This window comes from Mesorhizobium tianshanense (genome assembly GCF_007830515.1).
GTDB lineage: Bacteria > Pseudomonadota > Alphaproteobacteria > Rhizobiales > Rhizobiaceae > Mesorhizobium > Mesorhizobium tianshanense.
This window is the reverse complement of sequence record NZ_VLKT01000062.1, coordinates 1-22,765: the sequence shown is the minus strand read 5'-3', so window position 1 is coordinate 22,765 and position 22,765 is coordinate 1. Positions and strand designations below refer to the sequence as shown.

Sequence of the window (22,765 nt, the reverse complement as noted above, 5' to 3'; positions counted from 1 at the left end):
CCAGGACGGATCGAGGCCATTCACAGCTTCGCCTTACGCGGCTGGCTTGCGCGCCCTGCGAAATTCCCTTCGCAGGCTTCGCACAGTGTCCCGCACGACCGGGATGGTCCAGCGTGCGGTCATCGTTGCGATCAGCAGCCCGGCAAACGGATCGATGAAGCGGGCGATCATCGTGCCTTCCCAAATCAAGGCTGTTGCGAGCGATGCGGCGATGAGCAGGTTCGATGAGAGCTTGTCCGAGAACAGGCAGATTTGCGCGCGGGCCAGCGCGGAAGCGGCAGCCAAGTTGCGGGCCTTCCATCGGCGCAGGATCCAGAAATTGATCGCTGCGTAGGCCCCGTTCAGGCTCATGGCGAGAACAATGCCGGGACCGTGAGGTTCGACGCCGCCGACGGCGATCCGCTGGATGGCGATGCCGGCGACGACTGCCATGGAAAAGCACATGCCGACGGCGGCTAGCGCATTGACTAGCGTCTCGGCCAGGGCTGCTCGCCGCCTGTTCATGCCCAGTTTCTTGCTGCCGCCAGCCACAACCATGACTGAGACCAGCACCAGCATGTCCATCAGCGTCAGGGCGAGATCGGCACGGATGGTCAGCGACGTGGATGTCGCCACTGCATATGCGGTCAGCAGCAAGCCCGGGGTGCCCGCCAGCACCGCCAGCCGTGCAGTCCGGGCCGCCGTCGCCTCGCCGGTCGGTCGGCCATCGGTTTTTCGCAAAGCTTGCATCGCCAGAAATCTCCTCGTTCTGGCGTCACCAATGGCGCAGGGGTGTTGCGCGGATTTGCCGATTTGCCGGCTTAAGGTTTCCTTTGTGTCGTCGCGCCGGTGCACCGGACGCAGCGCCCGAGGGATCGCAACAAATGAAACAATTCGGACGGATTTCGGCATTCGTCCGAAACAGTCGAGAGCGAAAAGCCGCGCCATGGAGCGAACCCGACGGGACGGCTCCGCTGAAAAACGAAAAAGGAAATCAAGATGGATCGCTTCAAGACTTACCTGGCTGCTGCCTCCGCAATGGCCTGCCTCGCGGCTCCGGCTAGCGCGGCGGGTCCGATCGGCGCGAACGGCAAATCGCTGAACGGCCTGGAGAACAATTCGCTGACAAGCAATTCACTGACCAGCAACGGCCTCGGCGTCCTAGCGCTCAACGGCGTGCATGCCGACGGCATCGTTCTGGCGAAAAGCCTCGCTCCGGCCGGCAAATCCATCATCGACCCGAACATCCGCTCCGTCATCGATCCGAACTTCCGCTCGATCGTTGACCCGAACGTCCGCGGCTTGCCGGCTGTTCAGAAGGGGAATGTCCAATCCTCGACCGCCGGCAAGAGAAGCAACGGCCTTCCGTCTGGCCACAGCGTTGGCGGCGGCGATGGGAGCAACCGTGACCGGCCGACCCCTTCGCCGAGGCGCTAGGTATCAATTATGGGCGGACGGCCTTGTGCCGTCCGATCTCTGTCAAACGAAGCGGCTGCCGCGCTGATCTTTGGCGCGTTCAGCAATCTGCGCTCGCAAATGCATCGTCAGGAGCCAAAAAATGCCCCGTCGCCGGAATTGCCTCGCCTACGCACTGGCCGCAATCGCCACAGCAATTTCCAGCATGGCCGCAATGCTTCCGGCTGAGGCCGGGACCGGACAAGGTGTCAGCTCGATTTCCATTGTCGGCACAAGGTTCGAGGTGACGACGGCGGACGGCCGCATTGTCGCTCAAAACGATCTCGTCGGCGCCGTTCTGACGGTTGGTGACGGACAGGACCGGATACCGCTGCGCATCGACGCGGTCGAGACCGATCCGAGGAATCCGGATGGCGGGATCATGCTCTACGCCATGTCGACCCGCGACGCGGCGACCGGCGCATGGCACAACATCTGCGAACCCGACATCGAGGGCCGGCGCATGGGCTTTCCGCTTGCCGGCACCTGGACGCAGGACGGCCGCCATTTGCCGTCCGACACGGCGTTCAGCATCACCTGCACCGGCGGCGCGCAGGCGAAATGCGCGCGGTTCGGATATCGGCCCTGGGAAAGCGCGCCGGACGGCACGCCGCTGTGGGATCATCATCAGGCATGCACCCGCATGATCCGCGCCGATTATTGCGGCGATGGCGTCGGCCATACCCGCAACGGCACGCCGATCGTCGTCTACGATCGGAAGGGCATTCAGCAGGACGAGGCCGCGCCTGATATGTCGTTCGAAGCGGCATGGGGACCGGACGGCGCGCTTTGCGTCAGCCACACCAGAATACCCGACGTGCTCACGATGGAGGGACTGGCAGCGATCTGCCCGGGCGTGCGGCAGCAACCGCGGACAGCGGTGTGCGAAAGCCATGCCGGGGCGCTGATCCTGAACCGTTCGATTGACCCGCGAACGGTTCAAGCCGTGGCGGAATAGTCAGGCCACGGAAGGCTTGCCCGCGTCGACCTTGGTTCTCCCCTCCACCGCCTTCTCGATCTCGCGCTTCAGCTCGTCCTTGATCGCGGCCGTCTCGGCCATCAGGGCGTCGATCTTCATGAAATCGAGCACGCGGTATTTCGACACCGCCGGCCTGACCAGTATGTCCGGCTGGCATTGCCTCAGCTTGGCGGCGATGATCGACTGCATCATCAGTTGCGTGGCTCCGAACATCAGGTCGACGGAAGTCGGGTATTTGCGCCGGGCCTCGGTCGGCACGCCAACCACGTCGACGGCTATGATGATGTCGGCGTCGTGTTCGATCAGGTCGAACGGCACCGGATTGTAGATGCCACCGTCGATCAGCAGCCTGCCGTCGCGCATCACCGGGCGGAACACCGCGGGAATGGCCGCTGAAGCCGCAAGTGCCGAATGCAGGTCGCCGTTGCTGAACACGGCGAGCTTGTGGCCGAAGTAGTCCGTCGCCGTCACCTTCAGCGGTATTTTCAGCCCGGCGAAGGTTTCGGGAATGCTGTCGGGCAGGAAGGCTTTCAGGATGCGCTCGACATTGAACTGGCTGACCCTGAGCCCGCCCTGCATCATCTCGGCGAAGGTGCCGGGCCGCGCCCGCCACATGCGCGCCGCAACCTCGGCGCGGCGGCCGAGGATCGAGCGCATATAGTCGTGAATATCCTTGCCGGTCATGCCCGAGGCCATGCCGGCGCCCATGATGGCGCCGATCGACGAGCCTGATATGGCGACGGGCCTGATGCCAAGCTCGTCAAGCGTCTCGATGACATGGATATGCGCCAGGCCGCGCGCGCCGCCGCCGCCGAAGGCGATGCCGAAGCTCGGGCTCATTGCTCGCTGGCCTCGCCCTGCTTCGGCCCGACGACCATGATGGCCGGTTCGGGTGAGAGCAGTCTCTTCGCCGCCGCTTTGACCTGATCCAGCGTCACGCCGTTGATGAGGGCGCCGCGCCGCTGCACATAGTCGATGCCAAGCTTGTCGAGCTGCAGCTCGACAAGCGTCGCGGCGATGGCGCCGGAGGAATTCAGATTGTTGATGGCATAGGCGCCGATCATGTATTTCTTGGTCGCCGCCAGTTCCGCTTCGGTCGGCCCCTCTTCGGCCATGCGCCGCACCACCTCGCGCACGACAGCCAGCGTCTCGGCCGCCCGGTCCGAGCGGGTCGCCGTGGTGATGGCGAGCGCGTTGGCGTGCTGGTGATCGACGAGGTCGGAACTGACGCTATAGGCCAGGCCGCGCTTTTCGCGCACCTCGTCGAACAGCCGCGAGGTGAAGGCGCCGCCGCCGAGGATCTCATTCATCAGCACCGCGGCGAAGAAATCCGGCGCACTCCGCTTCACGCCGGGATAGGCCAGTCGCAACGATGTCTGCGGCTGGTCGTAAATGACCTCGAGCTGCTGGTTGAGTTTCGGATCGACATCGGCGACCGCGCCGAGCGCCTGGTGTTCCGGCAGGTCGCCGAAAACCGTGTCGAGCTTTTTCTTCAACGTCTCAGCATCGATGGCGCCGACCACCGCCACATGCAGGCCGTCGCGGGCGAAGTTCGCCCGGTGGAAGGCGATGAGATCGTCCCGTGCGATCGTGGCGATGCTTTGCCTGGTGCCCTCGTCGGGCCGCGCATAGGGGTGGGTGCCGTATAATGCTTCCTGCCATTTGCGCTGGGCGACCGTGTCGGGGTCACGCTCGTTGGCGATGATGCCGGACAGCACCTGGGCGCGGATGCGGTCGACTGGCGCCTGGTCGAAACGCGGCTCGGTGACCGCCAGCCGCAACAGGTCGAAAGCGCCGTCCCGCTGCTCGGCCAACATGCGCATCGAGCCATAGGTGCCGTCACGCGCCGCGTCGAAGCCCATCTCGGCGCCGACATCGTCCAGCTTTATCTGGAAGGCCTCGCTGTCGAGATCGCCGGCGCCCTCGTCGAACAGGCCGCTCATCAGATTGGCAAGCCCTTCCTTCCCGGCGGGCTCCTGCGTCGTGCCGCCGTCGAAGACGAAGCGGATGGCGACGATGGGCACGGAATAATCCTCCACCAGCCAAGCGGTGATGCCCTTCGAGGACGTCACCTCCTGGATGTTCATGGCCGCGCGGGCGGCGAGTGGCGGCAGGATGAGGAAGAGGAGCGAGAGGAAGAGGGTGAATAGCGGAATGGTGACGCGCTTCAGGGCAATCGCTTCGGATAAATGGTAGCTTCCAACTTGTGTTCGTGACGAATAGCTGTCGGAGTCGGCGCCGCCCCTCATCGCCCTGCCGGGCACTTCTCCCCGTATAGTGACGGGGAGAAGGGGGCTGGCCGCAACCCCGGCGCTGTTTCTGCAACGCTGGTGATTGGCGAAACCGTCGATGAGAGCGCCCCTCTCCCCGTCACTATATGGGGAGAGGATGCCGGCAGGCAGGTGAGGGGCAGCGCCAACGCTCAAGCTCGTCATCACATCAATTCCCTGCCTGTGTCTGCGGCAAGAGATAGCCGGTCGTCGAATGGTCGAGATTGAGATAGCGCGCGGCAACCGCCTTGATGTCGTCGGCGGTGACCTTGCGGATGCGGCTTGGCCATTCCTCGACATCCCTGACGCTGCCGCCGGTGGCAAGCGTTGCGCCGTAGATGTTGGCCATCGAATCCTGCTTGTCGCGGGCGAAGATCATCGACCGAACGAAACGATCCTTGGCCTTCTCCAGCTCGCCTGATGTAACGCCGTCCCTGGCAATGCGGGCGACCTCGACCTCGACCGCCGCCTGGACATCGGCCAGCTTGGCGTCGCCGCGCGGCGCGCCATAGACGGTGAAGTTGCTGGCATCGAGCATGGTGCCCTGGAACAAGGCGCCCGCCTCGGCGGCAATGCCTTGCTTGACGACAAGCTGCTGGTAGAGCCGGCTGCGGCTGCCGCCGCCGAGGATCTCAGACAGAAGGTCCAGCGCTTCCGCTTCACCCGGCTTTGCAGTGCGATAGGACGGAACCACCCATTGCGTCGAAAAGTTCGGCACGCTGACGCGCGCGTCGGAGAGCGTCACCGTGCGCCTGGTATTCTGCTCGGGTTCGACCGGACGGATGCGCGGCGGCAGGTCTGGACCACGCGCGACCTTGCCATAGGTCTTTTCAGCCAGCGCCTTGATCACCTCCGGCTCGACATCGCCGGCCACCACCAGCACGGCGTTGTTGGGCGTGTAGTACTTGTCGTAGAAGGCCTTGGCGTCGGTGCGGTTCAGCTTCTCCATCTCCTGCATCCAGCCGATCACCGGAATGCGGTAGGGCTGGTTCTGCCAGAGCGTGGCGTCCACCTCCTCGCCGAGCACCGCCTGCGGATTGTTGTCGACGCGCGAGCGGCGTTCCTCGAGGATCACGTCGCGCTCGGTGGCGATGACATCGTCGCTTAGGATGAGGTTGCGCATGCGATCGGCCTCGAAATCCATCATCTCACCGAGCGCCTGCGGCGCCACCGTCTCGTAGAAGGCGGTGTAGTCATAGGAGGTGAAGGCGTTGTTGGAACCGCCAATGGCGGAGACGGCGCGGTCGAACGCGCCGGCCGCATGGTTGGTCGTCGCCTTGAACATCAGATGCTCGAAGAAATGGGCGATGCCGGATTTGCCCGGCGGTTCGTCGGCGCTGCCGATCTTGTACCACACCATATGGGTGACGATCGGCGCGCGGCGATCAGGGATGACGACGACCTCCATACCGTTGTCGAGCATGAAATCCGTCACCTTGCCGTCGGCCGGCTTGTTGTCGGCCAGAACCGGGCCAGTCATCACGAGAGCCAGCGCCAACAGCGTTCCGCGCAGCCATTCAGCCTGGGATGTCATCAATGGCTCCGGTTGTCATGGGGGTGGGACGATAGGCGGGGATATTGATACAGGCAAAGTGATTTGTTCGTCATTTTCGCGCGCAAAGGAGGCCGAACTCAGGCGGCTTCGATGAAGCGGATGACGGTCTCGCCATAGCTGCGCTCGTCGACAACCGAAAAGCCCGGCCCTGCCTCGAAGGTCGCCACCGCCGCTTCCTCGACGACGCAGAGCGCGCCGGGGGCGAGCCAGCCGCCGGCTTTGGCCGAGCGCAAGGCACGCTCGCCCAGGCCCTTGCCGTAGGGCGGATCGGCGAACACCAGGCCGAACGCGGCCATCGTGCCCGCTTCTCCCAGGGCGGTGGCGTCGCGGCGGAATATCTTGGTGCGCCCGGTGAGGCCGAAAGCCTCGACATTGGTGCGGATCAGGCCGCGCCCTTCCGCAGATTCCTCGATGAAGACGGCGTAGGCGGCGCGGCGCGACAGCGCTTCGAGGCCGAGCGCGCCGGTTCCGGCGAACAGGTCGAGCACGCGCGCGCCGTCCAGCCTATCGGGGAAGCGATGCGCCAGCACGTTGAAGACAGCCTCGCGGGTGCGGTCGGTGGTCGGGCGGATGGCGCTTGAGCGGGGCGTCGCCAGCGGACGCCCGCGAAACTCACCGCCGACGATCCGCATGGCTTCCCCTTGATCCGCCAGGGCCACTGCGTGGCCGGTCGCCGCCTTTGCCACGGCCATCACTGCTGCCGGAATTTGGGCGTTCGCCACGCGGCTTGCCGAACGGCTTTGCGCCTCCGGGTTTTCCGCTGGCGGGTTTTCCACCGGCGGGCTTGCCGTAAGACGGCCTGAACGAGGCCTTGCGTGCCTTGGTTTCGGCCGCCTTGGCGGCGTCGGCATCCGCCCTGCCCTTGCCGATCGGCCGCGCACCCGGCGCCATCCAGACATTGGCCTTGCGCTGGCCCGGCGGCTCGATCGGCCGCTGCTCGCGTTCGGACTTTTTCCCACCGCCCGGTTTGCCACCAAATCCACCGGGCCCGCTACGTTCAGATTTGGGGCCGCGCTCGCCAAAACTCTTTTCCGGCCTGGAGCTTCTGCCGGGACTTGTCGACAGCTTGCCCAGCGCCTCGTCGCGGCTGCCTTCGCGGCGTTTGCGGTTCTTGATCAATCCGCCTTCGCCGATCGGACGGCGTTCGCCGTCGCGGGTGAATTTCGGCCGCTCCGGCTCCGCTTCCCGCTCACGCCGCACGGGCCTGTTGGAAAACGGCTTGGTGATCTCGGCATCGAAATTGGCGCCGGACTCCTCGACCAGGCGTTCGCCGAGCTGGTCGCGCAGCACGCGGCCCTTGATCTCCAGCACATGGCCTTCGGGCAGCTCGTCGAGCTGGAACGGCCCGTAGGAAATACGGATCAGCCGTGTCACGTCGAGGCCAAGCGAGCCCAGTATGTTCCTGACTTCGCGGTTCTTGCCCTCGCGCAAGCCGAGCGTCAGCCAGGCATTGGTGCCCTGTTCGCGGTCGAGCGTCGCCTCGATGGCGCCGTAGAAGACGCCGTCGACGGCGATGCCTTCGCGCAAGCCGGCAAGCGCACTTTCCTCGACCTTGCCGTGAACGCGCACGCGGTAGCGCCTGAGCCAGCCGGTGGACGGCAGCTCGAGCACGCGCGACAGCCCGCCATCATTGGTGAGCAGCAGCAGGCCCTCAGTGTTGATGTCGAGCCGGCCGATGGTCATCAGCCGCGGCAGATCGGCCGGCAGCACGTCGAAGACGGTCTTGCGGCCCTCGGGATCACGGTTGGTAGTGACCACGCCGGCCGGCTTGTGGAACAGGAACAGCCGGGTCCGCTCGATCGGCGGAATCTCCATGCCGTCGAGATGGATGATGTCGCCGGGCATCACATTGAAGGCGGGCGAGGACAGCACCCTCCCATTGACCTTGACGCGGCCGGCCGCGATCAGCTCCTCGGCATCGCGGCGCGAGGCAAGGCCGGCGCGGGCCAGCCGCTTGGCGATGCGCTCGCCTGCCTCTTCCGTCACTTCCGCGGGACGCGACCGCGGTTTGAAGCCGCCGCCCGATGCCCCTTGAGGCCTGTCACCAAAATCGCGCTTGGGCCGATCGCCGAAGTCGCGCTTGGGGCGATCGAAACGCCGTTCGCCGCCCTCCGCCGAGGCCGGCCGGTCGCCGCGCGGCGCATAAGGTTTGCGTGGCGCCTCGCGCTTTTCATAGGGCTTGCCTTCGGAGGGCTTGCCTTCGGGGCGCGACCCCTTGCTGAATGGCCGGTCGCCGCTCTTGAAGTCGCGCTTCGGCCGCTCGCCTTCGGCGGCCATCGGCCGGTCGCCGCGCGGCGCGTATGGCTTGCGCGGACCCTCGCGCTTCTCATAGGGCTTGGCTTCAGGGCGCGGACCCTTGCTGAACGGCCTGTCGCCACCCTTGAAGTCACGCTTCGGCCGCTCGCCTTCGGTCGCCATCGGTCGATCGCCGCGCGGCGCGTATGGTTTTTTCGCGCCGAAGGACGGCTTCCCGCCCTTGCCGGCAGCGGTATCACGACCACGCGGGCCCGACGGTTTCGGGCCGTTTCTGCCCGAACCCTTTTGGCGCGGGAATTTCTTGTCTTTGTCGTCCATGTGGCCTTTGCTCATTTTGCACCGATACAGCGCCGCGCGTCCTATCGGACGCGCAAAGGACGCTGTAGCACATTGATTTTGGCGCATGATCCTTTCCGAAACCGATTCCGGTTTCGGGGTCATGCGCTAGATAACAGGATCACGCCTGAGTGGCGAGGAGATAATAGGAATGGAAACCGCTTGAAGCGGCCGGATTTCATGGCGCTGGCGCTGAAAGAGGCCGAAGCTGCCGCGTTGCGTGGCGAAGTGCCGGTCGGCGCGGTCATCGCCAGCGGCGATACGGTCGTTGCCAGCGCCGGCAACCGCACCCGCGAGCTTGCCGACCCCACCGCCCATGCCGAGATGCTGGCGATCCGCGAGGCCTGCCGCAGGCTGTCGAGCGAGCGGCTCACCGGCCACGATCTCTATGTGACGCTGGAGCCCTGCGCCATGTGCGCCGGCGCCATCTCCTTCGCCAGGTTGCGCCGGCTCTATTTCGGCGCCGCCGACGAGAAGGGCGGTGCCGTGGTCAACGGCGTGCGCTTTTTCGCCTCACCGACCTGCCACCATGTGCCAGACATCTATCCAGGCATGGCCGAGAGCGACGCGGCGCTGCTTCTGAAGGATTTTTTCAGGGAACGACGCGAACCGTAGCGTCGGCGTCGGCAGCTTACCAGGGCAGCCAGTCGAACATGCCGCCGCTCTTGTTCTTGGCGGCCGCTTCCTTCTTGAGGCGGCGTTCTTTCTTGTACTCGTCCTCGCCGAGGTCGTCCACCGGCGCGGTGGCGGCGGCGGCGCGGTATTGCACCGGCGGCTCGCTCAGATATTTGCGGGTGTTCGGGTCGCCCTGCTTGGCTTCGGCGAGGCGGCGCTTGACCTCGGCGGCGCGACCCTTGTCCGAATCCGCCGGAGACCAGGCCGGCGGATGACTGGAACCCGACTCCGCCAACGCAGCCTTGATCGCCACCGGATCCGTCTGGACGTCATCGACGATCTGCGCCTGGTAGGACGGATCGTCCTGGTGGAGCGTGGCGTCGGCGCGCAGGCGAGCGCGGCGTTGCTCGGGCGATTCCGGCCAATCGGCGCTTGCCGTCGCGATGCTGTCCTGCGGCGGCGGCAGCACGCCCTTCTGCCCCGGCGCCGGCTTCACCAGCTCGGGACGCGGCTTGTAGTCGATCCTTTCCTTGTTCTTCGGCACAACCGAAAAAGCGCTGGTCAGATCGCCGGCAAGCTGGGCGGCGGCGGGCTTGTCGGTTCCGTAGGTGGGCGAGCCCATGCAGCCGGACAGGGCCAGGCCGGATACGACAAGCGGCGCCAGCAGCGCAACGCGCGCGCAAGTTCTATCGGTCATGCCAAAAAGTCCCACTCTAGACAGCCTCTCGATCGCCACCGGCCAAAGGTCCGGTCCCCTATCGTCTATGCTCTTCCGACGGAAATCCGGCGACAATTTGTCGTCCGGAGTTTCGCGTGTTTACCTCAACCACTCGTTAAGGGCAACGAGCGGAGGCCGATCAGCCGCCCGCCGTGGCATTTGTGCACCGCCTTATATACGGCCAAGCGCCTTCAACTCATGCAGGACCGCGGCGTCCCGCGCCGAAACGTCGGGAAACTCCTTGTCCTGCCCGACATCGGACGTGTAGCGCCATGACCGCGCGCATTTGACCAGGCCCCGGTCCTCGGCCTTCTCGACCACCACGGCAACGCCCTTGACGTCGTCCAGCGTGAAGGCGCCGGAAGGCACGCTGCCATGCGCAACGACCAGATCGCTGGTGATCGCCATCTCGGCCATGTCGACATCTGATATCGCCGCTTCGAGCGCCGCATCGTCGAGCGTGACGACCGGCACCGCTTCCAGCGACGAGCCGATGACCTTCTGGGCGCGCGCGATCTCCAGTGCGCCGGTGACGACACGGCGGACCTGCCTCACCTTGCGCCATTTTTCCGCCAGCGCCTCGTTCTTCCAGTCGGCCGGGATGTGCGGAAACTGGTCGAGATGCACCGAGACTGCGTCGGGGTGACGGTCGAGCCAGGCTTCCTCCATGGTGAAGGGCAGCATCGGCGCCAGCCATTTCACCAGGCAGTCGAACAGATGGCGCACCACCTGCACGGGAGCCTTTCGCTTCACGCTCGACGGCGCGTCGCAGTAGAGCGCGTCCTTGCGAACGTCGAAATAGAAGGCCGACAGTTCGACAACCATGAAGTCGATCAGCGTGCGTGTGATGCGCTTGAACTCGAAGGCGTCATAGCCCTGGCGCACCACCTCGTCGAGCTCGGCCAGCCGGTGCAGCATCAACCGCTCCAGCTCCGGCATCTTTTCCAGCGGCACGTCCTCGCCATCGTCATGGGCGAGCGTGCCCAGCATCCAGCGGATGGTGTTGCGCAGCTTGCGGTAGGCGTCGATGTTGGTCTGCAGCACGTTCTTGCCGAGCCGCTGGTCTTCCCAGTAATCGGTCGTCACCACCCATAGCCGCAGGATATCGGCGCCCGACTGCTTGATGACGTCCTGCGGCACCACGGTGTTGCCGAGCGACTTCGACATTTTCCGCCCCTCCTCGTCCATGGTGAACCCATGGGTGACGACGGTCTCGTAAGGCGCCCTGCCCCTGGTGCCGCAGCTTTCGAGCAGCGAGGAGTGGAACCAGCCGCGATGCTGGTCGGAGCCTTCGAGATAAAGGTCGGCCGGCCACTTCAGGTCCGGACGGTCCTCCAGCGTGAAGACATGCGACGAGCCCGAATCGAACCAGACGTCGAGGATGTCCATCACCTGCTGCCATTTCGAGGCATCGTGATTGCCAAGGAAACGCTCCTTGGCGCCGGCCGCGAACCAGGCGTCGGCGCCTTCTTTCTCGAAGGCGTCCATGATGCGCTGGTTGACCGCCTCGTCGCGCAGAACATTGCCGTCGGCATCGGCGAAGACGGCGATCGGCACGCCCCAGGCGCGCTGGCGCGACAGCACCCAATCGGGGCGCTCCTCGATCATGGCGCGGATGCGGTTCTGACCGGCGGCAGGCACGAAACGGGTGTCGTCGATCGCTTTCAAGGCACGGCTGCGCAGCGTCGTGCCGTCGCCCAGTTCCTTGTCCATATAGACGAACCATTGCGGCGTGTTGCGGAAGATGATCGGCTTCTTCGACCGCCACGAATGCGGATAGGAATGCTTCAGCCGGCCGCGGGCGAACAGCGCGTCGCGCTTGATCAGCTCGTCGATGACCGCCTGGTTGGCGTTGCCCTTCTTGCCGTTGTCGTCGATGACGCGCGCAGCACCGCCGTCGCGGTCCGAGCCAAAGCCCGGCGCATCCTTGGTGAAGAAGCCGGCATCGTCGACGGTGAAGGGAATAGCGGTATCGATGCCGCGCTGACGCAGTTCGGGCGCGGCATCCATCCAGGCGTCGAAGTCGTCGCGGCCATGGCCCGGCGCGGTGTGAACGAAGCCGGTGCCGGCCTCGTCGGTGACGTGGTCGCCGGCCAGCATCGGCACATCAAACTCGTAGCCGCCATTCAAGCCTTTGAAGGGATGAGAAAGCGTAAAGTTTCCAAGCTCTTCGGCGCTGACGCTGCGAAGACGATTCAAGGTGACCTTGGCTTTGACAGCAGACTCTTCCGCCAGCGCCTCGGCAAAGATCACCTTTTCACCGGGCTGCGGGCCGAATGCGTTTTCGGCCGCCGTGACCTCGTAGAGGCCGTAATTGATGCGCGGCGAAAAGTTGACGGCGCGGTTGCCGGGGATGGTCCACGGCGTGGTCGTCCAGATGACGACATGGGCCTCCAGCAAGTCCAGTGACGTCTCCGTAAGCTTTGGATTTAGCTTTGCGAGTTGCCCATCCACGACATTGGTGACTTGCCAGGCAAGACTGACGACCGGGAACTTCACCCAGATGGTGTCGCTCTCATAATCCTGGTACTCGACCTCGGCCTCGGCCAGCGCGGTGCGCTCGACCACGCTCCACATCACCGGCTTGGAGCCGCGATAGAGCTGGTTCGACATGGCGAATTTCAACAGTTCGCCGGCGATGCGCGCCTCGGCATGGAACGCCATCGTCGTATAGGGGTTGTCGAAATCGCCGACGACACCGAGCCGCTGGAATTCTCCGCCCTGTACCTTGATCCAGTGCGCGGCGAACTCGCGGCATTCCTTGCGGAACTCGTTGACCGGCACTTCGTCCTTGTTCTTGCCCTTGGCGCGGTACTGCTCCTCGATCTTCCATTCGATCGGCAGGCCATGGCAGTCCCAGCCGGGCACGTAGTTCGAGTCGTAGCCGCGCATCTGGAACGAGCGGGTGATGACGTCCTTGAGGATCTTGTTCAGCGCATGGCCGATATGGATGTTGCCGTTGGCGTAGGGCGGGCCGTCATGCAGCACGTATTTTTCGCGGCCGGCGGCGTTTTCGCGCAGCTTGGCGTAGAGGTCCATGTCCTGCCAGCGCTTGACCAGCAGCGGCTCCTTCTCGGGCAGGCCGGCGCGCATCGGGAAATCCGTCTGCGGCAGATAAAGCGTTTTGGAATAGTCGATCGTTTCAACGGTGTCGGTCATTGGGGTATCGGTCATTGGTTTGCCATATGCATTGCCCGGCGGCGAAGGAGCCCGGGTGTTGAACTATCATGATCTGGAAAAAGCGCGAGAGGCCACGCGCAAGATTCCCGGCGGCTCCGGCGGCGCTCAGGCCAACCGGAACACCGGGCTTGTAATTCGTATCGCAATCGCGAGAAGGCGCGAAAAGCTCGTCATGTCTGGGCTTTTAAACGAGACAGCCGATATTGAAAAGCCCGAACTCTCGGTGCCTTTCTTACAGCTGTGCCGTCACCGCGCATCCGGCCAATACGCGATTGCCGGGACAAGCGCTCACATCGAGAAATCAAACCGATAGGTCGTCGAGACGCCGATCGTGAACTGGTTGCGGTCGCCGCGCTCCTTGACCAGGCTGGAATCGGCGGCCGGGCCCATCAGGCGCGAATATTCGCCGAACAGGCTGGCCGTCATCGGCTCGGTCACCTTCCAGGTCACCGCACCGCCGAGGCCTGCCGACTTCACCCCACCGCCCGGATGGTATTCGTTGAGGCCAGACGCCACGGCTTCCCCGGCATTGACGCCGTAATAGGCGTCGAAATAGTCCGATGAGGCGAACGAAACGCGCGGCCCGCCCGAAATCCTGACGTCCGGCGTCACATCGTAGAAGGCGTCGGCGGCGATATCGGCGACAAAGCCGTTATGGGCGCGAATGCCGTGCCGCAATTCGGCGCGGGCGCGCAGCCAGTCCAAAGGATAGAATTCGAAGAAGCCGCCGGCCTCGCCGCCCCAGCGCACCGGGTCGAGACCTTTCAGCTCGTCGGCGTCTCCGCCATCGCGCGAAAACAGAAATTTTCCGGTCAGGCCGGCGCGGAGGCCGCCGTCGTCGATCAGCGCCAGCGAGATGTTGTCGTTGCGCGAGGTGAAGCGGGCCGCGGGACCGGCCTTGCCGAGCGAGATGATCGGCGAGGCGCTGAGCAGGTAGTTTTTGCTGCCCTCGAAATCCGGCGCGACCATGCCGGTGGCGCCAACCGTCAGATACCAGTCGCCGGACAGCCAGCCCAAGGCGCCCTCGCCGGCTTCCGCGGCACCGGGCGCACCCAGCATGAAGGCGGCCAAGACCACCGGAAGCACCCTGACAGAACGCATTGTCACTCCGTACACACGAACACCGGGCAGGAACAACCGGCCTGCCAAGAGCCATGGCGCCCGTTCGGTAAAATTTGATTTAAACTCGAAACGGCCCGTTCGCTTTTTTGGTGCGCCTCCGGCGCAAGCTGCTCGCTGGACGAGCGAGGCCTTCGGCGCTAACCTCCGTATCGCGACGATGGAGATCGACAATGTCCCTGCGCGGCGATGCCTTGAAAGACGCGATTGGTCAGACGCAGGCGAAATGGGGATGGTTCGTCGGGCTCGGCGTGCTGCTGCTGATCCTCGGCGGTATCGCCTTCGGCAATCTGTTTATCGCAACGGTCGCCTCGGTCTATGTCGTCGGCTGGCTGATGTTGGTGGCCGGCGTCGTCGAGATCCTGCATGCCTTCGGTGTGAAGACATGGAGCCGCTTCTTCTACTGGCTGCTCAGCGGGCTTCTCTATGCCGTCGCCGGGTTCTTCGCCTTCTACAATCCGCTGCTGGCCTCGGCGGTGCTGACCCTGCTGCTGGCGGTCGCCCTCGTCGCATCCGGCGTACTCAGGGCATGGGTCGGTTCCCAGCACAGGCCGCAAAAGGGCTGGGGCTGGATCGTCGCGGCGGGCGTCATCAGCGCGCTGGCGGGCCTGGTCATCGCCATGGGCTGGCCAGTCAACAGCCTGTGGGTGCTGGGGCTGTTCCTCGCCATCGACCTGATCTTCCAGGGTTGGGCCTTCATTGCCGTCGGTCTGGCGCTGAAGAAGTAGGTTCAGAAGGCGATGGCCGCGTCGAGCTCGGAATGCGGGCTGACGCCGGCAAGCAGCGCCCTCGCCTCGGCTTCGTCGCGTTTCATCTGCGCGACCAGCGCGTCTAGCCCATCGAACTTAACCTCGGCGCGCAGGAAACCGAAGAAGGACACCGCGCATATCTCGCCGTAGAGATCACCGGAAAGGTCGAAGACGAAGGTTTCCAGAAGCGGCGCGCCATTGTCGTCGACGGTCGGGCGGCGACCAAAGCTGGCAACGCCGTCATGAAGCGTGCCGTCGGCACGACGGAAGCGGACGGCATAAATCCCTTCCTTCAGGGCGGCTTCCGGCGAAAGCCTCATATTGGCGGTCGGAAAGCCGAGTGTGCGGCCAAGCTGCTGGCCGCCGATCACCTCGCTTTCGACCGTGAAGCGGTAGCCGAGCAGGCCGGCGGCCTCGGCCACCGCGCCCTCGCATAGCAGCGCACGGATCCGGCTCGACGACACCACCTCGGCGCCCTCGTCGCGAAAGGCGTCGACCAGCGTGACGCCGAAACCGTGGCGTTCGCCGGCCGCCATCAGAAAGGCCGGGCCGCCTTGCCTGTCCTTGCCGAAATGGAAGTCGAAGCCGGTCACGGCGTGGATGACGCCGAGATTCCTGTCCAGCACGTCGGTCACGAAGGCTTCCGCCGACAGCGAGGCGAAGTCGCGCGTGAACGGCTGTTCGACAAGTGCGGCAAAGCCCAGATACGACAGCAGCCGCGCCTTCATCGGCGGCGGCGTGAGCACGAACAGCGGCATATCGGGCTGGAACACCTTTCTGGGATGCGGCTCGAAGGTTAGCACCAGGGCGGGCACGCCGCGCCGGCGGGCCTCGGCAAGAGCGCGATCGAGCACGGCCTGATGACCGCGGTGAACGCCGTCGAAATTACCGATCGCAACCACCCCGCCACGCAAATGGGCAGGCAGCGGCGAGACTGCAGAAACGCGTTCGAAGGCTTCCGTCATTTCAAGGCTTCCGTCATGGAGCGACCCTACTGCAGTCTCGGAATGACGGCGACCGGCCGGTAGCCGTGTTTTTCCAGGAAGGCCGTCAGCCTGACCGGATCCGGACCCAGAGCGTCGCCATAGTCGCGTGCATGGATGCCGCCGGACACGTAGAGCACGTCGAAGCCGTTGTCGGCGGCACCCTTGATGTCGGTCATCATGCCGTCGCCGATGGCCAGCACGCCCGAGCGCTCGACCGGGCAGCCGAGCAGGTCGGCAACCTCCTTCATCGCGACGTCATAGACCGGCGCGTAAGGCTTTCCGGCGATCAGCGTGCGCCCGCCGAGCTGGGCATAGTCGCGAGCCAAGGCGCCCGCGCACCAGATCATCCGCTCGCCGCGCTCGACCACGATGTCGGGATTGGCGCAGATGAAAGGCAGGTTCCTGGCGCGCAACCGCCGCAGAAGATCGGCATAGTCTTCCGGCTTCTCCACCTCGTCGTCGAACAGCCCGGTGCAGACCACGCCGGATGCCTCGAACTCCTCGACCAGCTCGACGTCAAGACCGTCATAGAGCGTGAAATCGCGATCGGGGCCAATATGGAAGATTTTTCGCGGGCCCTCGGCGATCAGGTCGCGGGTCACGTCGCCGGAGGTGACGACGCGGTCGTAGGCCGCCGAGGGAACGCCGATCGCGTTCATCTGCGCCACCACATCGGCGCTTCGGCGCGGCGAGTTGGTGATCAGGACGACAGGTATCTTCGCCTCGCGCGCGGATGCCAATGCAAGAGCCGCGGCCGGAAAATGCCGTTCGCCATTGTGGACCACGCCCCAGACATCGCACAGGATGGCCGAATAGGCTCCCGACAAATCCGCGAGCGAGCCGATGATATCGGGCGAATCCGCCATATCGTTTCCCAAGTCATGATGGTTGCGAGCGCCGCCGCCGACGGTCCGCCGCAGCAGGCCCGCATTAGCCGAAGCTCTTCACCCTGTCACCAGCTTTCGCAATGTTTCAGGATTGCCACCCAGCGATGAAGGCCGCATCGAAAGGCATAAAGTCCATTATTTTCCAGTTATTTAGCTGATCCCGAAGGGTTCACTGCGGTCCAATCGCGGGCAGCGTTGCCGTGATCGGCGGCGTGGTTAACGAGTTTTGAAAAAATGGGCCGGCCTTGGATGTATTTTAGCAATATGAAATTTAATGATTGCTGGCATCGTCCCGCCATTGGGGTATGGCGGGGTACTGAAGGCAATGATCCGAAATTTCGGTCGCGATCGGCGTGGCAACTACACGCTGATGACGGTCATCACCATGGTGCCGCTGATGGGCGGGTTGGCGCTCAGCGTCGACTACTCGGAACTGCTCCGCCAGAAGCAGACTACCTTGAACGCCCTGGATGCCGCCGGCATCGCCACCGCCCGGCAGATCGTTGCCGGCGCAAGCGAAGCCGACGTCAAGGCCTATGCCAAGGATTTCTTCGAAGCTAATCTCGGCCGCGTCGATCCGGCGAACACGTCGCTTACCGTCACCCTGCCCAACAACAATGCGGGCGGCGGCACGCTGAAGCTGTGCAGCGACTTGACGTACCATCCCTATTTTCTGCCGGCCGCCGCCATGCTGGTGGGCGGGACCAGCAGCGACGCAAGCTTCACGGCGTGCTCGGAAATCCGCCTCAAGAACACTCTGGAAGTAGCCCTTGCACTCGATAATTCCGGCTCGATGAACAATCTGGGCTCGGGCACCGGCCAGAAGCGGATAGATCTGCTGAAGGCGGCCGCCAAGCAGCTTGTCGATACGCTGGCACTCCAGGCGCAGCAGATGAAGCAGGTCAGCAAACCGGTGCAGTTCTCTCTCGTGCCGTTCGCCGCGTCGGTCAATGTCGGCCCCACGCATGACCAGGACAGCTGGATGGATCAGGACGGCACCTCCCCGATCCAGCATGAGGATTTCGACTGGACGACGATGACCGCGGCCAACAATCCGGACAAATTCGCCGAGAAAAGTAGCGGCGTCTGGTACAAGCGCGGGGCCGGCTGGGGAGACACCGTGGACCAGCCGCTGACCCGCTTCAGCCTATATGCCGACATGACAGTCGAGTCCGGCCGCGAAGAGGTGCCCAACACCAAGCAATACATCTGCGACGAGTACAAGAGAAACGGCACTTGCCGGACCGGCCACTGGACCACCCCGGAGTACATCTACACCACCAGCCGCTATGCGAGCTGGCAGGGTTGCGTGGAGGCGAGGCCGTACCCGTACAATAACGACGACACGACGCCGGACAACGCCACGCCGGCCACGCTGTTCGTGCCGATGTTCGCACCGGACGAGGCCGGCACCCTCTGGCTCGATTTCAACCGCGACGGCGTCAACGACGTCGACAGCATGTCGTATAATTACGGCAACAACTGGTGGGCCGACTGGCCCTACACCGCAAATCCGACCGCTTCCGAGCGGCAGTCGGACATGCGCAAATATTTCCTGGTCAAGCCTTACGGCTCGAAGTCGGCCGGCTCGGGCGACGGTCCGAATGCGTCCTGCACGACCAACCCGATCACGACGCTCAAGGACGTGAGCCAGGATGCGCAAAAACAGGAGATCAAGAACGCCATCGACGCCATGGCGCCGAACGGCAACACCAACGTGCCGGAAGGCCTTGCCTGGGGCTGGCGCACGGTGTCGAGCAACGAACCGTTCACGGATGGCCGGCCGAACACCGAAAGGGGCAACGACAAGGTGGTCATCGTGCTGACCGACGGCGCCAATACTTACAGCGCCGTCAGCGACAGCGGCTATGCCAACAACAGGTCGACCTACGCCGCCTACGGTTACACCGGCCTGACATATCCAGGCTCGGGCAGCGTGACGCGCCTGTTCATGAACACGAGCACCGACATCGGCAAAACCACCTACACCAGCACCAATTACACGGCCGCGCTGGACGAGCAGATGCAGACCCTTTGCGCCAACGCCAAGAATTCGAACGTTCTCGTCATGACCGTCGCGCTCGACCTGTCGACCAGCGATGCCGGCGACAAGAAAGCACTCGACGCGCTGAAGGCCTGCTCCTCGGACTCGCGCTTCCGCAAGGATTCCGCCGATCCGACCAAACCGGCCAAGCTGTTCTGGAACGCGACCGGGGCGACGCTGTCGGACAATTTCAAGGAAATCGCCGACGAATTGTCGAACCTGCGCATCGTCGGCTGAGCGGAGCGCCATCGCCCCGAGTTGACAGCCTGGCCGTTCTTCCGGCCGACAGCGGCGTTGGCGCAAAGGCTCCTGCCCTCATGGGCCTGATGACCAATCTGCTCAACCCGAAGGTGGCGGTGCTCTATCTGTCGCTGCTGCCGCAGTTCATCAGCCCCGGCAAGGGCGACGTGCTGTCCCAGCTTCTGGTGCTCGGCACCACGCAGATCGCGATCAGCCTGACCGTCAACGCGATCATCGCGGTGACGGCCGGCTCGATCGCCGTCTTCCTCGCCGGCCGGCCGCTGTGGCTGGTGATCCAGCGCTGGATGATGGGCACGGTGCTGACCGCACTGGCGCTGAAGATGGCGACGGACGCGCAGCGCTGACGCTGCGCTCTCCTACATCGGCCGCCGGTCCTGCTGCACCCGCTCCGGCTCGACCACCCTGCGGTAGAGATGCCACGTCGCATGGCCAAGCACGGGCATGACGACTGCGAGACCGGCAAACAGCGGGATCGAGCCGATGACCAGCAGCACGGCGACCATCAGGCCCCATAGCGCCATCTGCAGCGGGTTCGTCATCACCGCCCGCGCCGATGTCTCGATTGCCGAGACCGCGCCGACATCGCGGTCGAGCAGCAGCGGAAAGGCGACGACCGTCGTCGCCAGCACGATCACGGCGAAGACGAAGCCGGCGGCGTTGCCGAGCAGGATCAGCGTCCAGCCTCGGGTCGTCGTCAGCACCTCGCGCACAAAGCCGACGATCGAATCCGGCGGCTGATTGCCGAACAGGCTGGTGTAGATCGACTGCGCGGTGAACAGCCACAGCAGGAACAATGCCAGCAGCATGATGCCTATGACCGCAATCGCCGGCAGCGCCGGCGAGTGGCGCACGTCGAGCGCGTGCCGCCAGGAGGTGTCCATGCCAAGTTCGCGGCGGCGGCTGATCTCGTAGAGACCGATCGCGGCAAAAGGCCCGATCAGCGCGAAGCCGGACATCAGCGGATAGATGAGCTGGATGGCGTTTGCGCCGGAGCTCCATCGCGTCAGGATCAGGCCGACCACCGGATAGATCAGGCACAGGAACACGTAGTGCGAGGGCTTTGCCCAGAAATCCTCGTAGCCGAGCCGCAACGCATCCATCAGGTCCGCGGTGGCGATGCGGCGCACCGTGGGCTGCACGTGCATTCCACGCGCGTCCGACATGATATGAAAGCTGGCCATAACCTCCCTCCCGTGTGTCGGGGACGGTCACCGCCAGGATGGCCGCCCGTAGCTGCCACTTCTAGATCAGGTGGGATCATAACCGATTTGCCGGCGATTGTCGCCACCGCGCGGCGCCGGGGGTGAATGGCGCCGCGCGGATGATGTGAGTTAGGCGCCAAAGCGTTCGATCACTTCGGCCAGCGGGACATGGCCAAGGCAGGCGCCAGAGCCGGCGGGCTTTTCGCCATCCTCGATGGCCTGCGCGTATTGCACGACCGGATCGGCTTCGATCCTGCCACGTAACACCGCCAGCCTGGGATGGGCTGCCCCGTCGACCGCCTTGTGGAACTCCGCCCAGCGCGCCACGCCGATCAGCGTGGTATCCGCCAGCGTCAGCCGATCGCCGACAAGGAAGTCCGTGTCGCCGATCATCGCCTCAAGCCGGTCATGGCGTTCGGTAACGGCCTTGCGGCCAAAGTCACGCAAGGTCGCCAGCAGGGCCGGTTCGGCCGACTCCGTTTCAAGTGCAACCCAGAGCGGGCTAAAGGCGGCGGTGAAACCGGTGTTCACGAAAGCCATCAACTGATGCATCCGGTCGGCTTCCGGCGAGCGGGGGTCGAAGCTGATACGACGTTGCGTGTCGCGGGCTTCGAGCCACGCGGCAATCGCCATGGTCTCGGTCAGCATCCTGCCTTTATCGGTGATCAACACCGGCGTTTCCTGACGGCCGTTGATGCTGGCATAGGCGTCGTTCTTCATCTCGGTGAGCATGTCGACGCGACACAGGCGGTAGGGCTGGCCGAGGCGTTCAAAGGCAGCGACGAGCCCCATCGAACTTCCCAGCGGGAAGCCATAAAGGAGGATAGGTTCCATTTCTTTGTCTCTTCCATGTTAGGGGATCACGCTGCGCAGCGAAGCTTGACCCTAAACGCTGGTCGCCCCATGTAAATTACGCACTATTCTGTAACCACGGTCCGCCCATGAAAGACGTCGTCTCAAGCTGCCCGATCGAAGAGGTCATGCGTGTGCTCAGCGGTCGCTGGCCCACCTTGCTGCTCTACTATCTTAAGAACGGGACCAAGCGCTTCAGCGACCTGAGGCGCGACAACCCGACCGTGTCGCACCGCATCCTGGCGCTGGAACTGCGCAAGCTGGAGGAAGCCGGGATCGTGCGGCGAACGGCGCATCCCGGCTATCCGCTGCGCGTGGACTACGACCTCACAGCGCCCGGCCTCAAGCTCGTGCCGCTCATCGACGCCCTGGGCGGCTGGTGGGAAGATACCGAGGACGACCGGGCCGGCCGGATCTCATCGGCGGTGGAAACTAAGCTCGTGGCGGCGGAGTAGCCAGTCGTGAAAAATCTGACGCTTGGTGCTTTGGCTGGGATTTGCCGTCAAAGCCGAATATCAGCAGAGTGAGCGGGCAGCGCCAGAAGCGGTCGTCGCTGAGGCTAACACCGAATGACCTGTTCTGGGACCGGGGATCGGGATAGGGGGACGCCTCGCGGCGCCGCCCCTCCCACACCACCGGGCATACGGATCACGTACCACGGCGGTTCGACCGGATTAAGCTTAGACAGAGACATAGAGACGGGGGAGACCGAGCGACTCGAAGTGGTGGTTGCGCAGGGCCTGTTGGACCGCCGGGTGTCCTGACATGCGCCAGAATCCCGTCGGTGAACCGGCAGCAACCGCGGCCCGGAGCTTTGGCACGCCACGACGGCGCAGCTCCTTGAAGCGGTTGTGCCCGTTCCCCCATTGCCGCCAAAGATACATGCGTAATCTTCGGCGGGTCCACGCTTCCAAGTTCGTAAGCACCCGCGGGGTCTGGCAGAAGCCGAAGTAGCCGCGCCATCCGATGAGGTATGGCTTCAGCTCCTTGACCAGCTGCGGCAGACTTATGCCCCGGGTCCGGCGTGTCATATCCCGGATCAGCGCCTTGAATTTGGCGAGGGCCTTCGGCGCGATGCGCCGCTCGCTCCCGTCATTCGCGATGCTGAACCCCAGGAACTTCCGCTCCTCCGGCCGCGCCACCGCGCTCTTCGCCTCGTTGACCTTCAGCCGCAGCTTCTTGGTCAGGAACCGGCTTACCGAAGCCATGACCCGTTCGCCGGCGCGGCGGCTGCGAACATAGATGTTGCAGTCGTCCGCGTAGCGGCAGAAGCGGAGACCACGTCGGGCCAGTTCCCTGTCGAGGTCGTCGAGCAGGAGGTT

General features: G+C 64.3%; 21 protein-coding genes and 1 pseudogene. 8 read left to right on the top strand and 14 right to left on the bottom strand.

Annotated elements, in window-relative coordinates:
* Positions 1-33: 33 nt before the first annotated feature.
* Positions 34-729, bottom strand: coding sequence for a cation diffusion facilitator family transporter (locus IQ26_RS32650; protein WP_145722493.1), 696 nt, complete (start codon positions 727-729; stop codon positions 34-36).
* A gap of 249 nt (positions 730-978) precedes the next feature.
* Here IQ26_RS32650 and IQ26_RS32645 point away from each other — a divergent pair, with 249 nt between their 5' ends.
* Both IQ26_RS32645 and IQ26_RS32640 read left to right on the top strand, forming a co-directional pair.
* Positions 979-1,416, top strand: a complete 438-nt coding sequence (locus IQ26_RS32645) for a hypothetical protein (protein WP_145722492.1) — start codon at positions 979-981, stop codon at positions 1,414-1,416.
* Positions 1,417-1,537: 121 nt separating this feature from the next.
* Positions 1,538-2,392, top strand: a complete 855-nt coding sequence (locus IQ26_RS32640) for an ADYC domain-containing protein (RefSeq protein WP_145722491.1) — start codon at positions 1,538-1,540, stop codon at positions 2,390-2,392.
* Here the strand turns inward: IQ26_RS32640 and IQ26_RS32635 are convergent, their stop codons facing one another.
* The 5 genes from IQ26_RS32635 to IQ26_RS32610 form a co-directional block, all read right to left on the bottom strand.
* Positions 2,393-3,253 (bottom strand): patatin-like phospholipase family protein, encoded by an 861-nt coding sequence (locus tag IQ26_RS32635; RefSeq protein WP_145722490.1) that lies wholly within the window; start codon positions 3,251-3,253, stop codon positions 2,393-2,395.
* Positions 3,250-4,848 (bottom strand): M16 family metallopeptidase, encoded by a 1,599-nt coding sequence (locus tag IQ26_RS32630; RefSeq protein WP_240547343.1) that lies wholly within the window; start codon positions 4,846-4,848, stop codon positions 3,250-3,252. Before IQ26_RS32630 ends, IQ26_RS32635 begins: the two co-directional genes overlap by 4 nt.
* A 4-nt stretch (positions 4,849-4,852) precedes the next feature.
* Positions 4,853-6,217, bottom strand: coding sequence for a M16 family metallopeptidase (locus IQ26_RS32620; RefSeq protein ID WP_145722489.1), 1,365 nt, complete (start codon positions 6,215-6,217; stop codon positions 4,853-4,855).
* Positions 6,218-6,315: 98 nt separating this feature from the next.
* On the bottom strand, positions 6,316-6,870 hold the full coding sequence (gene rsmD / locus IQ26_RS32615) for a 16S rRNA (guanine(966)-N(2))-methyltransferase RsmD (protein WP_145722488.1): 555 nt from the start codon (positions 6,868-6,870) through the stop codon (positions 6,316-6,318).
* The gene (locus IQ26_RS32610; protein WP_145722487.1) at positions 6,851-8,812 is read right to left on the bottom strand and encodes a pseudouridine synthase; all 1,962 of its coding nucleotides are present in this window, start codon (positions 8,810-8,812) and stop codon (positions 6,851-6,853) included. Before IQ26_RS32610 ends, rsmD begins: the two co-directional genes overlap by 20 nt.
* Before the next feature lie 180 nt (positions 8,813-8,992).
* Between IQ26_RS32610 and IQ26_RS32605 the strand changes: the two genes are divergently transcribed.
* Entirely contained in the window at positions 8,993-9,445 is a 453-nt protein-coding gene (locus IQ26_RS32605; RefSeq protein WP_145722486.1) for a nucleoside deaminase, read from the top strand.
* A gap of 16 nt (positions 9,446-9,461) precedes the next feature.
* On the opposite strand, the gene IQ26_RS32600 is transcribed toward IQ26_RS32605, so the two are convergent.
* Both IQ26_RS32600 and ileS read right to left on the bottom strand, forming a co-directional pair.
* A complete protein-coding gene (locus IQ26_RS32600) occupies positions 9,462-10,142 on the bottom strand; it encodes a hypothetical protein (protein WP_145722485.1) in 681 nt (226 codons plus the stop codon).
* Positions 10,143-10,334: 192 nt separating this feature from the next.
* Entirely contained in the window at positions 10,335-13,322 is a 2,988-nt protein-coding gene (gene ileS, locus IQ26_RS32595; protein WP_145722484.1) for an isoleucine--tRNA ligase, read from the bottom strand.
* Positions 13,323-13,380: 58 nt separating this feature from the next.
* On the opposite strand from ileS, the gene IQ26_RS32590 reads away from it, so the two are divergent.
* The gene (locus IQ26_RS32590) at positions 13,381-13,656 is read left to right on the top strand and encodes a hypothetical protein (RefSeq protein ID WP_145722483.1); all 276 of its coding nucleotides are present in this window, start codon (positions 13,381-13,383) and stop codon (positions 13,654-13,656) included.
* Here the strand turns inward: IQ26_RS32590 and IQ26_RS32585 are convergent.
* On the bottom strand, positions 13,632-14,444 hold the full coding sequence (locus tag IQ26_RS32585; RefSeq protein ID WP_145722482.1) for a MipA/OmpV family protein: 813 nt from the start codon (positions 14,442-14,444) through the stop codon (positions 13,632-13,634). The two genes, IQ26_RS32590 and IQ26_RS32585, sit on opposite strands and share 25 nt — an antisense overlap.
* 191 nt (positions 14,445-14,635) lie before the next feature.
* On the opposite strand from IQ26_RS32585, the gene IQ26_RS32580 reads away from it, so the two are divergent.
* A complete protein-coding gene (locus tag IQ26_RS32580) occupies positions 14,636-15,190 on the top strand; it encodes an HdeD family acid-resistance protein (protein ID WP_145722481.1) in 555 nt (184 codons plus the stop codon).
* A gap of 2 nt (positions 15,191-15,192) precedes the next feature.
* Here the strand turns inward: IQ26_RS32580 and IQ26_RS32575 are convergent, their stop codons facing one another.
* Together IQ26_RS32575 and IQ26_RS32570 are read right to left on the bottom strand one after the other, a co-directional pair.
* Positions 15,193-16,176, bottom strand: a complete 984-nt coding sequence (locus tag IQ26_RS32575; protein WP_145722480.1) for a bifunctional riboflavin kinase/FAD synthetase — start codon at positions 16,174-16,176, stop codon at positions 15,193-15,195.
* 26 nt (positions 16,177-16,202) lie between these two features.
* A complete protein-coding gene (locus IQ26_RS32570) occupies positions 16,203-17,063 on the bottom strand; it encodes a TIGR01459 family HAD-type hydrolase (RefSeq protein ID WP_145722479.1) in 861 nt (286 codons plus the stop codon).
* A 346-nt stretch (positions 17,064-17,409) separates the two neighbouring features.
* Between IQ26_RS32570 and IQ26_RS32565 the strand changes: the two genes are divergently transcribed.
* Positions 17,410-19,365 carry a TadE/TadG family type IV pilus assembly protein gene (locus IQ26_RS32565; RefSeq protein WP_145722478.1) on the top strand — a complete coding sequence of 652 codons (1,956 nt, stop codon included), beginning with the start codon at positions 17,410-17,412 and terminating at the stop codon, positions 19,363-19,365.
* Positions 19,366-19,403: 38 nt separating this feature from the next.
* Positions 19,404-19,733, top strand: a pseudogene (locus tag IQ26_RS32560) (LysE family translocator); the annotation flags it as partial.
* A gap of 12 nt (positions 19,734-19,745) precedes the next feature.
* Here IQ26_RS32560 and IQ26_RS32555 read toward each other — a convergent pair.
* Both IQ26_RS32555 and IQ26_RS32550 read right to left on the bottom strand, forming a co-directional pair.
* The gene (locus IQ26_RS32555) at positions 19,746-20,570 is read right to left on the bottom strand and encodes a DUF2189 domain-containing protein (RefSeq protein WP_145722477.1); all 825 of its coding nucleotides are present in this window, start codon (positions 20,568-20,570) and stop codon (positions 19,746-19,748) included.
* 150 nt (positions 20,571-20,720) lie between these two features.
* On the bottom strand, positions 20,721-21,425 hold the full coding sequence (locus IQ26_RS32550) for a glutathione S-transferase family protein (protein WP_145722476.1): 705 nt from the start codon (positions 21,423-21,425) through the stop codon (positions 20,721-20,723).
* A 107-nt stretch (positions 21,426-21,532) separates the two neighbouring features.
* On the opposite strand from IQ26_RS32550, the gene IQ26_RS32545 reads away from it, so the two are divergent.
* Positions 21,533-21,898, top strand: coding sequence for a winged helix-turn-helix transcriptional regulator (locus IQ26_RS32545; protein WP_145722475.1), 366 nt, complete (start codon positions 21,533-21,535; stop codon positions 21,896-21,898).
* A 225-nt stretch (positions 21,899-22,123) separates the two neighbouring features.
* On the opposite strand, the gene IQ26_RS32540 is transcribed toward IQ26_RS32545, so the two are convergent.
* Positions 22,124-22,765, bottom strand: a 642-nt coding sequence (locus tag IQ26_RS32540) for a group II intron maturase-specific domain-containing protein (RefSeq protein WP_208760146.1), incomplete at its 5' end; no start/stop codon positions are given.

Excerpts from the sequence above, each read along its gene's own strand:
- IQ26_RS32580 (WP_145722481.1), top strand. The coding sequence starts at position 14,636 with ATGTCCCTGCGCGGCGATGCCTTGAAAGACGCGATTGGTCAGACGCAG.
- IQ26_RS32555 (WP_145722477.1), bottom strand. The coding sequence starts at position 20,570 with ATGGCCAGCTTTCATATCATGTCGGACGCGCGTGGAATGCACGTGCAG.
- IQ26_RS32600 (WP_145722485.1), bottom strand. The coding sequence starts at position 10,142 with ATGACCGATAGAACTTGCGCGCGCGTTGCGCTGCTGGCGCCGCTTGTC.
- IQ26_RS32565 (WP_145722478.1), top strand. The coding sequence starts at position 17,410 with ATGATCCGAAATTTCGGTCGCGATCGGCGTGGCAACTACACGCTGATG.
- IQ26_RS32570 (WP_145722479.1), bottom strand. The coding sequence starts at position 17,063 with ATGGCGGATTCGCCCGATATCATCGGCTCGCTCGCGGATTTGTCGGGA.
- IQ26_RS32645 (WP_145722492.1), top strand. The coding sequence starts at position 979 with ATGGATCGCTTCAAGACTTACCTGGCTGCTGCCTCCGCAATGGCCTGC.
- IQ26_RS32545 (WP_145722475.1), top strand. The coding sequence starts at position 21,533 with ATGAAAGACGTCGTCTCAAGCTGCCCGATCGAAGAGGTCATGCGTGTG.
- IQ26_RS32635 (WP_145722490.1), bottom strand. The coding sequence starts at position 3,253 with ATGAGCCCGAGCTTCGGCATCGCCTTCGGCGGCGGCGGCGCGCGCGGC.
- IQ26_RS32630 (WP_240547343.1), bottom strand. The coding sequence starts at position 4,848 with ATGACGAGCTTGAGCGTTGGCGCTGCCCCTCACCTGCCTGCCGGCATC.
- IQ26_RS32640 (WP_145722491.1), top strand. The coding sequence starts at position 1,538 with ATGCCCCGTCGCCGGAATTGCCTCGCCTACGCACTGGCCGCAATCGCC.
- rsmD (WP_145722488.1), bottom strand. The coding sequence starts at position 6,870 with ATGCGGATCGTCGGCGGTGAGTTTCGCGGGCGTCCGCTGGCGACGCCC.
- ileS (WP_145722484.1), bottom strand. The coding sequence starts at position 13,322 with ATGACCGACACCGTTGAAACGATCGACTATTCCAAAACGCTTTATCTG.
- IQ26_RS32620 (WP_145722489.1), bottom strand. The coding sequence starts at position 6,217 with ATGACATCCCAGGCTGAATGGCTGCGCGGAACGCTGTTGGCGCTGGCT.
- IQ26_RS32610 (WP_145722487.1), bottom strand. The coding sequence starts at position 8,812 with ATGGACGACAAAGACAAGAAATTCCCGCGCCAAAAGGGTTCGGGCAGA.
- IQ26_RS32550 (WP_145722476.1), bottom strand. The coding sequence starts at position 21,425 with ATGGAACCTATCCTCCTTTATGGCTTCCCGCTGGGAAGTTCGATGGGG.
- IQ26_RS32650 (WP_145722493.1), bottom strand. The coding sequence starts at position 729 with ATGCAAGCTTTGCGAAAAACCGATGGCCGACCGACCGGCGAGGCGACG.
- IQ26_RS32575 (WP_145722480.1), bottom strand. The coding sequence starts at position 16,176 with ATGACGGAAGCCTTCGAACGCGTTTCTGCAGTCTCGCCGCTGCCTGCC.
- IQ26_RS32585 (WP_145722482.1), bottom strand. The coding sequence starts at position 14,444 with ATGCGTTCTGTCAGGGTGCTTCCGGTGGTCTTGGCCGCCTTCATGCTG.